Here is a 12,352-nt window from a genome sequence, read left to right as displayed (position 1 = left end):
GTCCAGGGGCCGTGAGGTCCCCCGAAGGCCGGATCAAGCCACCGTTCGTCGGCTTATGGTCCACGCCCGCCGGAGCCCGCGTGACGCGGCTCACGACTGCTGGACGCCGCTCAGACGATGACGCGCAGGGCGTCCGGCACCGCCGCGAACTCGACGTCGCTGCGCCGGCCCAGGTGGTCGCCGTCGACCTGGAGGTTCACCGGCTCCTCCGAGGTGATCCGCAGGGCGGACACGTCGTCGCGCCGGACCACCGAGGAGAGGCCCCGGAAACCCTCGGGCCGCAGGATCTGCCGGACGGTGCGCGCGATGGTCGGCAACCCGAGGTTGCACATCGCGAAGAACCCCAGCCCGCCGTCGAACGAGCAGCCCGGGTTGGTGCGCACCGCGTTGCCGCCGAGGTAGGTCCACGGGTCGGTGTTCGAGACGACGGCCATCTTCGCGCCCTCGACCGGGTCCTCGCCGGGGATCTCGATCGTCAGCGACGGCGGGTTCGCGCGGGCCCGGGCCCAGCGGCGGATGGCGGTGTTCACGTAGCGGGTCGGGGTGACCTCCCGGCCGTCGCCGCGCGCCCGCTCCATGGCGGCGATGACGTCGGCGTCCCAGCCGAGGCCCGCGTTGAAGCTGAACCAGCGCTCGTCGGCCTTCCCGAGCCCCACCGTGCGGCTGCGACCCGCCGCGAGCGCGCCGAGGAGCTGGTGCGTGGCCTCCAGCGGGTCGCGGGGGGCGCCGAGGGCGCGGGCGAACACGTTGGCCGACCCGCCGGGCACCACACCGAGTGCCGGGACCCGGGGGTGCGGCCCGTCGACGAGCAGCCCGTTGAGGGCCTCGTTCACCGTGCCGTCGCCACCGAGCACCACGACCAGGTCGACGCCCTCGTCCTTCGCGCGGGAGGCCAGCTCCGCCGCGTGCCCGCGGTACCGGGTGGCCACCACCTCGAGCTTGAGCTCGCTCGCGAGGGCGTGGGCGATGACGTCGCGACCCGCTGCCGTGGTGGTGGTGGCCGAGGGATTGGCCACGAGCAGGGCGCGCACGGCACTCACCGTAGCCCCGCACGGTGCGTGGTTGGGCCGGGCGTGGGGCACGGAACGCGCACGCCCGCGACGCCTACGCTGGAGTACGTGCTGTCAACCTCGCCGCCCCGCTCCGTCGTGGTGGCCGCACTGGTCTGTGCGGCGCAGGGGGCAGCGCTGTTCGTCACCGGAGCCCTGCTCCTCGTGGTGCAGGGCACGCCGCAGGTGTGGGCGTTCGTGCTCCTGCTCGGCCTCGGGATCGGCGCGGCGGGCGTGGCGCTCGCCCGCGGCCACCGCGGCGCGCGCGGTCCCGTGGTCGTCGCGCAGCTGATCGGGCTCGGCGTGGCCTTCTACGCGGGCGTGACCTCCGACCGCCCGGACCTCGGCGTCCCCCTCGCGATCGTGTGCGTCGGCGTGCTGGCAGGCGTGCTCACCCGGGCCGGACGGGACTGGGCGGAGCAGTAGGAGCGGCGGCAGGCTCGTCGTCGGGAACGGCGTCGAGGACGGCTCAGTGGCGGTCGGCCGGCGGGGGAGGGGGCTCGGCCAGCCCGCCGGGCACGTTGAGCAGGTCGATGCGGTGCTCGCCGCGTTCGTGGCCGAGCACCGTCACCGACGCCGGGTCGAACGCGAAGCCCACCCCGGCCGAGGGCGGCAGCCCCAGGTAGCGGGCGACGAGCACCCGGGAGGCGTGGCCGTGCCCGACGAGGATGACGTCGCGCTCGGCGAGCTCGCGGTCGGCGTCGGCGATGACGCGGTCGATGCGCTCGGCGATCGCGGCGTCGGTCTCCCCGTGCGGCACCGGGTGGGTCCAGATGGTCCAGCCCGGGTCCTCGGTGCGGATGTCCGGAGTGGTGCGGCCCTCGTAGTCGCCGTAGTCCCACTCGACCAGGTCCTCGCGCACCTCGTCGACGGTGAGTCCGGCGAGGGACGCCGTGTCGCGGGCGCGCGTGCGGGGGCTGGACCAGACCACCGGCCCGGGCTGGGCGTCACCGCGCAGTGTGCGCAGCAGGTCGCCGGCGATGCGCGCCTGTTCCTCGCCGCGGGCGGTGAGCGGGAGGTCGGTGCGACCCGTGTGCTGACCGGAGCGCGACCACTCCGTCTCCCCGTGACGCAGGAGATACAGCCGTCCGACCGGGCTCTCGCCCATCACGACCTCCCTGAACACGACGACGCGCCCGCCCCGACGGGGACGGGCGCGCCGACTCGTGGGTCTCAGCCCTTCTTGGTCTCCCAGAAGATGTCCGAGATCTCGCCGATGTAGCCGAGCAGCTCGTCACCGGTCTTCGGGTCCGTGGAGCCCTTGGTCCCGGTGGCGCCGGCCGCCTTGGTGGCCTTGTTGAACAGCTCGTGGAGCTGCGGGTACTTCTCGAAGTGCGGCGGCTTGAAGTAGTCCGTCCACAGCACCCAGAGGTGGTGCTTCACCAGGTCGGAGCGCTCCTCCTTGATCTGGATGGCACGCTCCTTGAACTCCGGGTCGTCGGAGCCCTGGTACTTCTCCTGGATCGCCTTGACCGACTCGGCCTCGATCCGGGCCTGAGCCGGGTCGTACACGCCGCAGGGGAGGTCGCAGTGCGCGGTGGCCTCCAGGCGCGGACGGAGGATGCTCGCGAGCAGTCCCATGTCGCCTCCCATCTCCCCTCACCAGGGGGATTCACGGTGATCGTTCCGACCGCGGCCCAACCTACTCCGACCGCGGCCGGTGAGCAGGGGATGGGAGACGTGTGTTCGCGCTGGTGAGGCGTCTGCGGACGGCGTTTTCCGCGCTCGTCGCCGGGGTACCGCGGCGGGTCCTCGTCCGCGGCGGCTCGATGGCGCCGACGCTGCACGACGGCGACGTCGTCCTCGCCCTGCCCGCACGCCGGTCCCGGCCGGGCGACGTGGCCCTCGTGCGTTGGCCCGCGCGGCCCGGGCAGCTCTCGGTCAAGCGCCTCGCCCTTCCCGACGACGACGGGCGCTGGTTCGCCCTCGGCGACGCGGCGCTCGCGTCGACGGACTCCCGCACCCTCGGACCGGCCGAGGCGCTCGCCGTCGTGACCCACCGGCTCTGGCCGCACCCCGGGCGGCTGCCGCGCCGGTGATCTCGACCGGGTCACGATCGGGGGATATCCGGTCCGACCCGTTAGCGTCAGCGTGTCGCCCGGCGACAGTCCCTGTGACGGACATCCGGGGGGACGGGAGCGGCGCGTGGGTGACGAGCGGGGGCCGTGGATCGGCACGGCGTGGATGGTGTCCACGTCGGCGTCCGGGGGTCCGCGGCCGCGGGTGATGCTGACGTGGGCCGTCGGCGTCGTCCTCCTGCTCGGGGTGCTCGGCGCGGCCGGACCACGCACGATCAGCGCCGCGCTCCCGCTCCCGCCCGTCGACACCAGCGAGGTCGGGGCCACCGGCCGGGTCCCCGACGCCGGCCTCCCGCCCGCGCCGGCGGAGCTCCCGGGGGAGCCGCTGCTGCCGGGTGCGCCGCTGCCCGGCTCCGGCTCCGGCTCCGGGGTCCCCGAGACGATGCTCGCCGCCTACCGCGGCGCCGAGGCCTCGATGGGCGCCGCCGCCCCCGACTGCCACCTCTCCTGGGCCCTGGTCGCCGGCATCGGCAAGGTCGAGTCGAGCCACGCCTACGGCGGCTCGCTGTCCTCCGACGGCACCACGACGAGCCCGATCCTCGGCCCGCAGCTGGACGGCACGAACGGCAACGCCGCGATCACCGACTCCGACGGCGGCGCGCTCGACCACGACACGGTCTGGGACCGCGCCGTCGGCCCCACCCAGTTCATCCCCACCAGCTGGCGCACCTACGGCGCGGACGGCAACGGCGACGGCACGGCCGACCCCGACAACGCCTTCGACGCCGCCCTGGCCACGGGCCGTTACCTGTGCGCGGGCGGCACCGACCTCGCCACGGCCTCCGGGCGGCACGACGCGGTCTTCCGTTACAACCACTCCGAGTCCTACGTCGCCACCGTCCTGCGGTGGGCCGACGCGTACGCCTCCGGTGCCCTGCCGGTGCCCGACACCGAGGGTGGCATCCCCGACGCCACCCTCGCCTCGGGTTCGCCGACCCTCGCCGCCTTCCCGACGACGGGTGCGGGCGCGGCTCCCGCCGACGCCGGGTTGCTCGGCGGCAGCCCTGCTCCGGCTGCTCCGGCTGCTCCGTCTGCTCCGGGGCCGTCGGCCGCGCCGGGTCTGCTGGACGGCACCCCGGTCGGGCCGTCGTCCTCCGCTGCGGCCGCGCCCGGCTCGCCGGCGGCGGCGCTCCCAGCCGCGACGCCCGACTCGGCTGCCCTGCCCGCTGCGCCCGCTCTGCCTGCCGCGGCGCCCGTGCCCGCCGCGCCCTCGTCGTCGGCCGGCTCCTCGCCGCGGCCCACCTCGTCGACCGGCACCTCGAGCGGCACACCGTCGAAGCCCACCCCGCCGGCCTCGTCGAGCAGCACCCCGCCGGCGTCCACCACCCCGTCGACCACGCCGCCCGCGTCGACGACCACCACGCCGCCGAAGGCCACCCCCAGCGCGGCCGAGCGCTGCACGGCCTCGCTGCCCGCCGTCGCGAAGGCGTTCGGTGTGCCGGCCGCGGAGCTGAAGGCGGCGACGAGCCCGGGGCCGAAGACGGGTCAGCTGACCTGCACGGTGACGCGCGCCGGCAAGCCACTCGTCGTGGCGGTCGCGGCGACCACGGCCGATGCGCCGGCCCCGGTGGCCGGGGCAGGCGTCACGCGCAGCGTCGCCGGGGGACGGGTCGTGCTGACGGTGCCGACGACCGCGGACACCCCGCGGCCCGCCGCTACCGCTGCCCTGGCGAAGCTGGCCCCCGCCTGGGCCTGACCCGCGCAGCCGGCCGCAAGATCTCATCGCGCGGAGCGATGTGCTCGCTGAGCGCGCACGTCGCTCCGCAGGTCTCGATCGTGGTCAGGGACGAGTCCCGGCGGCACCGACCGGCGGCCGCGCAGCCGGCTGCACGATCTCGTCGCGCGGAGCGAAGTGCTCGCTCAGCGCGCACGTCGCTCCGCAGGTCCCGATCCTGCGGCGCCTCAGGACGCCCCGGCCACCAGCGCAGCCACGCGGGCGCGGCACGCCTCGTCGTCGGGAAGGGCCCCCGCCGCCCGGGCCTCCTCGAGCGACGGTGCCGCGGCGTCCTTGTCCGAGAGGATCAGGTCCCCAGCGGGTACATGCTCTGTCCAGGGCAGCTCGAGGGCGGGGTCGAGCGGGTTCACGCCGTGCTCCGCGCCCGGGTTGTAGGCCGTGGAGCAGAGGTAGGTGGCGACGGTGCCGTCGACGAGCGCGAGGAACGCATGGCCGAGGCCCTCGGACAGGTAGACCGCGTTCAACGTCTCGCCGTCGAGCCGCACCGCGTCCCAGCGCCCGAAGGTGGGGGAGCCGACCCGGATGTCGACCACCACGTCGAGCAGCGCCCCGGACGAGCACTGCACGTACTTCGCCTGACCGGGCGGCACGTCCGCGTAGTGCAGCCCCCGCAGGACCCCGCGGCGGGATACGCTCGTGTTGGCCTGCGCCACATGCAGCGGGTGCCCGACCGTCCCGGCGAACACCTCCGCCTGGAAGGGCGCTGCGAACGCGCCGCGCGCGTCGGGGAAGACCGGCGGGGTGAACACCCACGCACCGGGCACCGCGAGTTCCTGGGCCTCCACGGCGCCGGACCCTATCGGCCGCGGGGTCGGGAGCACCGGGAGCACGGCGCGCCTGTGACCGGTCCGACCCCGTCGGGGCGCAGACACCGCGCCCCGCGCACGCGAGGATCGACCACCTCCGGGTCACCCCTGCCCGCTCCGCCCGTCGTGGGACACCCCTCCCCGGCGCCCGGCGGCGACCACCGCCCCCTGCGGACCCGACCGTCCGCGGCCGAGGGCGCACCCGTCGTCACCAGCCTCACCCGTCGTCACCGACCGGCTCCGCCGCGGGGCACGGGTCCCACCACCGCGACCACGACACGTAGGAGGACCGCGTGAGCAGCACGAGTTCCGTCCCGGCGGCCGACACCGGGTCCGCCACGGCCAGCGACCCGAGCGGCCGCGACCTCACCGAGGCCGACATCTTCGGCCCGCACGAGGGCGGGAAGCTCTCGATCGCGCCGACGGTGGCGCTCGCCGGCCGTCGCGACCTCTCCATCGCCTACACGCCCGGCGTCGCGAAGGTCAGCCGCGCCATCGCCGACGACGCCGCCCTCACCGCCCGCTACACCTGGACCCACCGGCTCGTCGCCGTGGTCAGTGACGGCACCGCCGTGCTCGGCCTCGGCGACATCGGCCCGCGCGCGTCGCTGCCCGTGATGGAGGGCAAGTCGGCGCTGTTCAAGGCGTTCGCCGACCTCGACTCGATCCCGCTGGTGCTCGACACCACCGACGTGGACGAGATCGTCCAGACCCTGGTGCACCTGCGGCCGAGTTTCGGGGCGGTCAACCTCGAGGACATCGCCGCCCCGCGGTGCTTCGAGATCGAGCGCCGGCTGATCGAGGCGCTGGACTGCCCGGTCATGCACGACGACCAGCACGGCACGGCCATCGTGGTGCTCGCCGCCCTGCGCGGGGCCGCCGCGGCCCTGGGGCGGGACCTCGAGCCGCTCAAGGTCGTCGTGAGCGGCGCGGGGGCCTCCGGCGTGGCGTGCGCCAAGATCCTGCTCGAGGCCGGCGTGGAGGACGTCACGGTGCTCGACTCCCGCGGGGTCATCCACACCGGCCGCGAGAACATGAACGTCGCCAAGTACGCGCTGGCCGAGCAGACGAACCCGCGCGGCCTGCGGGGCGACCTCACGACGGCGCTCGCGGACGCGGACGTCTTCCTCGGCCTGTCCGGCTCCACGGTGCCCGAGGCCGTCATCGAGACGATGGCCGACGACGCCATCGTGTTCGCCCTGTCGAACCCGGACCCCGAGATCGACCCGGCCGTGGCCCGGAAGCACGCGTCCGTGGTCGCGACGGGGCGCAGCGACTACCCGAACCAGATCAACAACGTGCTGGCCTTCCCCGGCGTGTTCGCGGGCGCCCTGGACGCGTCGGCCCGCCGGATCACCGAGCACATGAAGCTCGCCGCGGCCGACGCCATCTTCACCATCGCGCAGGAGGAGCTCGGCGTCGACCACATCGTCCCGAGTGCCCTCGACCCCCGGGTGGCGCCCGCCGTGGCGAAGGCCGTGGCCGAGGCGGCGGGGCGGGACGGGGTGGTCCGGACGCACGTGGCCGAGGTCGCGAGCGACGGGTGACCGGGATCACCGTCGACGAGCGGCACGAACATCCGGGTGATCGGGTGTGAACCGATCGGGCAGTGGGTACCGATCACCCCTCGCCGACGACCGCTGACGCTCCGGAGTTCGCACGCTTCGTGAGAGCGGGCACGCGTCTGAGTGAATGGATGGCGGGGCGAACGACACGCGATCGGATCTGTGCCGTTCGTCGCCTCCACCGGCCGTCCTCGGACCGTTCACCGTCCGAGTTGAGACATACCCGTTGGACTTGATGCAGGCGACCGCGTGAGAGCGGACGGTCGGCGCCCGGGTGCACCCGACGGGGTGATGTGCCCGGACCTCGACGGGGTGTCCTTCGTTGCGGAGATCAGAAGGCGGTCCGACCGACCCACTCGGGTCGGGGGGTGCACCGCCGGTGAAGGGGTCGATCGCGTGAACGGAGCCAGGCGGATGCCGCGACTCGCCGTCGTCCGGGTGGCGGACGCCGACGCGTCCGACGTGCCCGCGGCCGTCGGCGAGCCGATCTCCGTCCCGGTCCACGCCGACACCCCGCGCAGCGACCTCGCCCCCGAGCAGGCCGCGCGGTCGTCGTACCGCCCGGCCGAGGACCGGGCCCCGGAGGACGACGCCCCGGGCCGGTGCGAGGCGGACACGCTCCCGACCGTCCCGCGCGGTCGTCCCGCCCGCACCGACGCCTCGTCGGGCCGTCCGAGCCCCCGCCCGCGCGAGGACGCGTCGGCCCGGCGCCGGCCCGCGCACCGGGCCGCCACGACGACCGCCCCGGAGGTCAGCCCGGTCGAGGCCGCCACGGTCGCCGCGGCCCCGGTCGCCGCGCCCGAGGGCACCGACCCGCTGCTGGAGCTGCTCCCGGAGGGGCCCGTCGTCGTCGTCGACGCCGACGGCCTCGTGGTCACCGCCTCCCGGGAGTTCGCCCGTCTCGTCGGCGCGTCGGTGGGGGAGATGGCCGGGACGTCGGTCGACACCTGGGTCGTCGCCACCGCGAGCGGCTCCAGCGAGCGCGGCGAGGTCCGGCGACGCGGCGGGACGACGGTGCCGGTGCGCCTCGTGCGCTGGAACCGCCTGCCGGGGACCCCGCACCGCGCGCTGGTCGTCGTCGACGTCAGCGACCTCGACGAGGACGAGGTGGTGCGCCGCGCCGTGCACTCCGCCGTCGCCGACGAGCGCCGCCGCCTCGAGGGCCTCACGCGGCTCGCCCAGGTCGGCTCCTGGGAGAACGACCGCACGGTCGACGCCTGGTCCTTCTCCTCGGTCGCCCGCACCCTGTTCGGGCTCCCCGCCCGCGGGACGGTCGGCCGCGCGACCGTCGCCGAGTGCGTCCACCCGATGGACCGCCCGCAGGTCACCGCCCGCTGGACGGCGATGGTCGAGACCGGCGCGCGGCTCGACCTCGAGGTCCGCCCGGCCCACGACCCGTCGCGGCTGCTGCACGTCCGGGCGGAGCGCACCGCGGTCGGCCACCGCACGGTGGTGGCGGGCTCGGTGGAGGACGTCACGGAGCGCCGCGCCCTCGAGACGCGGATGCGCACCTCGAGTCGCCGGTTCACCGACCTGCTGGCCGTCGCGCCGGTCGGCGTCGCGATCTTCGACGACCACGAGCGCCTCGTGCAGGCCAACCAGTCGCTGTGCCGGCTGCTCGGCGAGGGCCAGGAGTCGCTGCGCGGCCGCCGCGCCGACGAGCTGCTCGACCTCGCCGCCGAGCAGGGCCCCGACACCGTCGCGATGCCGACGCCGCTGCTCGCGCGGCCGGCGGGCTCCGCCGGCTCGATCAGCTGGTCCTGCGCGGCACGGGCGCTGCGCCGACGCGAGCGGGGTGCCCGCGGCGAGTTCACCGACCCGGTGTGGTGCGAGCTGCACGTGTCGGTCTCGGTCGACGACGCGGGCGGCGCCACCCACCTCGTCGTCTTCACCGACGTCACCGAGAACCGCCGCGTCGAGGCCTCCCTGCGCCACCAGGCGATGCACGACGAGCTCACCGGGCTGCCCAACCGTCGGGCCCTGACGCGGGCCGTGTCGCACCTGCTCGCGGGCCCGACCGCCCGCCGCACCGCCGTCCTGTTCTGCGACCTGGACAACTTCAAGCGGGTCAACGACTCCCTCGGTCACGACGCCGGCGACGAGCTGCTCGTCTGGCTCGCCGACCGCCTGCGCGACGGCCTGCCGCCCGGCTGCACCGCGACCCGCCACTCCGGCGACGAGTTCGTGGTCCTCTGCGCCGACGTCGACGCGCACGGCGGGCTCGACGCCCTCACCGACCTCGTCGGAAAGCTGCTGCGCACGGCGGTGCCGGTGCACGGCCAGCTGGTCCGCGTCTCGGCGACCATCGGCGCCGCCGTCGGGGCCGCCCTCGGCCTCGTCGCCACGGTCGACGGCCTCGAGGTCGACCCGTTCGCCGACCCCGTCGCCGGCGTCCTCGCCGCGGCCCGCGCCGACGCCGAGGACACCGAGGCGCCGGAGCACCCCGCCACCGCCGACCTCATCCGCTTCGCCGACGCCGCGCTGTTCGAGGCCAAGAGCGGCAGCACCCGGGTCGCGCTGGCCGACGAGGCGATCATGCGGGGCGCGGACGAGGCGCTGCGCCTGGAGATGCAGCTGCGCCAGGCGCTGGTGAACGACGAGCTGGTGCTGCACTTCCAGCCTGTGGTCGGGCCCGACGGCTGTGTGCAGACCGCCGAGGCGCTGGTGCGCTGGCAGCACCCCGAGCACGGACTGATCTTCCCGGACAAGTTCCTGCCGATCGCCGAGGCCGCGGACCTGCTGGGCGAGCTCGACCGCTGGGTGCTCCGGACCGCCGTGCGCGAGGCCGCCACCTGGCCGGCCTACGGTGACCGCCCGGCCGCGTCGGTCGCGGTGAACCTCGCGGGCCTGCTGCCCGGCGACCCCGACTTCCTCGCCACGGTCGACGAGGCCGTCGCGGAGTCCGGGCTGCCCTGGGACCGGCTCGTGCTGGAGCTGGTGGAGACCTGCCTGGCCGACCTGCCGCCCTCGACGCTGCGCGAGATGAACGAGCTGATCGCGGCGGGCGTGCGGTTCGCGGTGGACGACTTCGGCACCGGCTACTCGTCGCTCTCCCGGCTCACCGGCCTGCCCGCGCAGATCGTCAAGCTCGACCGCGGCTTCGTCCGCGGCGTCGCCACCGGCGAGTCGGACCGGGCGGTGGCCCGCGCGGTCGTCGAGCTCGCCGCCGCCATCGGCCAGACCTGCGTCGCCGAGGGCGTCGAGGACGCCGACCAGTTCGCCGTGCTGCGCGACCTGGGTGTGGACGCCTACCAGGGCTGGCTGTTCGCCCGGGCCATGCCCGGCCCGAAACTCGCCGAGATCCTCGCTCGTGGGCCGATCGCGCCGGACGTGGCGGACGCCTCCTAAGGGCGTTTCGCGCGCGGGTCGCGGGTCGTTCGGTTACGGTTCTGCGACCCAGGCGGCCGACCAGGCGCCGCCCTGGCCGCGGAGGAACCACTGCGGTGATCGAGTTCTCCGACGTGCGCAAGGCCTATCCCGACGGCACGGTCGCACTCCAGTCCCTCTCGCTGACCGCCCGCGAGGGTGAGATCACGGTGCTGGTCGGCCCCTCGGGGTGTGGGAAGACGACCACGCTCCGGATGGTCAACCGCATGGTGGACCCGTCGTCGGGAACGATCCGGCTGGACGGCGTCGACGTGTCCACCCAGGATCCCCCGACGCTGCGGCGCGGCATCGGCTACGTCATCCAGAACGCCGGGCTGTTCCCGCACCGCACGGTGCTGGACAACGTCGCGACGGTGCCCGTCCTGCTCGGACGCAGCCGCGCCGAGGCCCGTTCGGCGGCCGGGGAGCTGCTCGAACGGGTGGGTCTCGACCCGCGCGTCGGCAGCCGCTACCCCGCGCAGCTCTCGGGTGGTCAGCAGCAGCGCGTCGGCGTCGCCCGCGCGCTCGCCGGCGACGCCCCCGTGCTGCTCATGGACGAGCCGTTCTCCGCGGTCGACCCCGTCGTGCGCGCGGACCTGCAGGACGAGCTGCTGCGCCTGCAGTCCGAGCTCGGCCGCACGATCCTGTTCGTCACCCACGACATCGACGAGGCCATCCGCCTCGGCGACATGGTCGCCGTGCTGCGCGTCGGCGGCACGCTCGCGCAGTTCGCGCCGCCCGCGGACCTGCTCGCGGCGCCGGTCGACGACTTCGTCGCCGGCTTCGTCGGCCGCGACCGCGGCTACCGGCGGCTCCAGTTCGTCGGGGCGGGCTCGCTGGCCCTGAGTTCCTTCCCGACGACGGGCGACGGCTGGCTGCTCGTCGTCGACGACGACGGACGGCCCACGGGCTGGCGGCAGGGCGACGACCACGTGGCCCTCGGCACGGTCCACGAGGAGGGCGAGTCGTTGCGCAGCGCGCTCGACGCCGCGCTCAGCTCCCCCTCGGGCCGCGGGGTGGCCGTCGACGAGGACGGCAAGGTGATCGGCGGCATCGAGCCCGAGGCCGTGATCACCCTGCTGCACGCGTCGGCGGAGCCGGCCCGGTGAGGCTGTTCGGCGCGGACATCCTCCCGCTGGCGGCCGAGCACATCGTCCTCGCGCTGGTGCCGGTGCTGCTGGGCCTCGTCATCAGCCTGCCGCTGGGCTGGTGGGCGTGGCGCTCGCGCGGCGCACGACGCATCCTGCTGCCGCTGACCGGCGTGCTCTACACGATCCCGTCGCTCGCGCTGTTCGTCGTCATGCCGATCGTGCTCGGCACCCGGATCCTCGACCCGGTCAACGTGGTCGTCGCCCTGAGCGTCTACGCCGTCGCGCTGCTGGTCCGCAGCGTCGTCGACGGCCTGGACGAGGTGCCCTCGGAGGTCCTGACGGCGGGTGTGGCCATGGGCTACCGGCCGCTCGGCCTCCTGGTCGGCGTGCAGCTGCCGCTGGCGGTGCCGGTGCTGATCGCGGGCGTGCGGGTCGCGGCGGTGAGCTCGTTCAGCCTCGTCGCCGTCGGCGCGATCATCGGCCAGGGCGCGCTCGGGGCGCTGTTCACCCAGGGGTTCGAGCGGTTCTACACGGCCCAGATCGTGTTCGGGCTCGTCTCGATCCTGGTCCTCGCGCTGGTGGTCGACGCGCTGCTGATGCTGCTCGGTCGTCTCCTCGCCCCGTGGGCCGCGGCGCGCGCGCCGAAGAAGCAGGGGGTCTGA

The 12,352-nt window shown here is 75.0% G+C and carries 11 protein-coding genes; 7 read left to right on the top strand and 4 right to left on the bottom strand.

Going from position 1 to position 12,352, the window contains the following annotated elements:
• Positions 1 to 110: 110 nt before the first annotated feature.
• Entirely contained in the window at positions 111 to 1,031 is a 921-nt protein-coding gene (locus ACQPYX_RS23415; protein ID WP_230755354.1) for a diacylglycerol/lipid kinase family protein, read from the bottom strand.
• 87 nt (positions 1,032 to 1,118) lie between these two features.
• On the opposite strand from ACQPYX_RS23415, the gene ACQPYX_RS23410 reads away from it, so the two are divergent.
• On the top strand, positions 1,119 to 1,475 hold the full coding sequence (locus ACQPYX_RS23410) for a hypothetical protein (RefSeq protein WP_230755356.1): 357 nt from the start codon (positions 1,119 to 1,121) through the stop codon (positions 1,473 to 1,475).
• Between the two features lie 43 nt (positions 1,476 to 1,518).
• Here the strand turns inward: ACQPYX_RS23410 and ACQPYX_RS23405 are convergent, their stop codons facing one another.
• Both ACQPYX_RS23405 and sodN read right to left on the bottom strand, forming a co-directional pair.
• Complete coding sequence (locus ACQPYX_RS23405; RefSeq protein WP_230755362.1) at positions 1,519 to 2,157, bottom strand: acid phosphatase; 639 nt, start codon at positions 2,155 to 2,157, stop codon at positions 1,519 to 1,521.
• A 65-nt stretch (positions 2,158 to 2,222) separates the two neighbouring features.
• Complete coding sequence (gene sodN, locus ACQPYX_RS23400; RefSeq protein WP_255694456.1) at positions 2,223 to 2,630, bottom strand: superoxide dismutase, Ni; 408 nt, start codon at positions 2,628 to 2,630, stop codon at positions 2,223 to 2,225.
• A 113-nt stretch (positions 2,631 to 2,743) separates the two neighbouring features.
• Between sodN and ACQPYX_RS23395 the strand changes: the two genes are divergently transcribed.
• Both ACQPYX_RS23395 and ACQPYX_RS23390 read left to right on the top strand, forming a co-directional pair.
• On the top strand, positions 2,744 to 3,088 hold the full coding sequence (locus ACQPYX_RS23395; protein ID WP_230755364.1) for a S26 family signal peptidase: 345 nt from the start codon (positions 2,744 to 2,746) through the stop codon (positions 3,086 to 3,088).
• 106 nt (positions 3,089 to 3,194) lie between these two features.
• Positions 3,195 to 4,823 (top strand): lytic transglycosylase domain-containing protein, encoded by a 1,629-nt coding sequence (locus ACQPYX_RS23390; protein WP_433799658.1) that lies wholly within the window; start codon positions 3,195 to 3,197, stop codon positions 4,821 to 4,823.
• Between the two features lie 206 nt (positions 4,824 to 5,029).
• Here ACQPYX_RS23390 and ACQPYX_RS23385 read toward each other — a convergent pair whose 3' ends face one another.
• Positions 5,030 to 5,647 (bottom strand): dTDP-4-dehydrorhamnose 3,5-epimerase family protein, encoded by a 618-nt coding sequence (locus tag ACQPYX_RS23385; protein WP_230755368.1) that lies wholly within the window; start codon positions 5,645 to 5,647, stop codon positions 5,030 to 5,032.
• A gap of 401 nt (positions 5,648 to 6,048) precedes the next feature.
• Here ACQPYX_RS23385 and ACQPYX_RS23380 point away from each other — a divergent pair, with 401 nt between their 5' ends.
• The 4 genes from ACQPYX_RS23380 (at position 6,049) to ACQPYX_RS23365 (ending at position 12,352) form a co-directional block, all read left to right on the top strand.
• Positions 6,049 to 7,215: an NAD(P)-dependent malic enzyme gene (locus ACQPYX_RS23380; protein WP_230755654.1), complete on the top strand. Its 1,167-nt coding sequence runs from the start codon at positions 6,049 to 6,051 to the stop codon at positions 7,213 to 7,215.
• A 432-nt stretch (positions 7,216 to 7,647) separates the two neighbouring features.
• Positions 7,648 to 10,581: an EAL domain-containing protein gene (locus ACQPYX_RS23375; protein WP_433799657.1), complete on the top strand. Its 2,934-nt coding sequence runs from the start codon at positions 7,648 to 7,650 to the stop codon at positions 10,579 to 10,581.
• Between the two features lie 95 nt (positions 10,582 to 10,676).
• Positions 10,677 to 11,708 (top strand): ABC transporter ATP-binding protein, encoded by a 1,032-nt coding sequence (locus tag ACQPYX_RS23370; RefSeq protein ID WP_230755373.1) that lies wholly within the window; start codon positions 10,677 to 10,679, stop codon positions 11,706 to 11,708.
• Entirely contained in the window at positions 11,705 to 12,352 is a 648-nt protein-coding gene (locus tag ACQPYX_RS23365) for an ABC transporter permease (protein WP_433799656.1), read from the top strand. Before ACQPYX_RS23370 ends, ACQPYX_RS23365 begins: the two co-directional genes overlap by 4 nt.

Source organism: Actinomycetospora sp. CA-084318, from assembly GCF_050955885.1.
Lineage (GTDB): Bacteria > Actinomycetota > Actinomycetes > Mycobacteriales > Pseudonocardiaceae > Actinomycetospora.
Note: the sequence above shows the minus strand (reverse complement) of the source record. Positions and strands in the feature narration are given on the sequence as shown.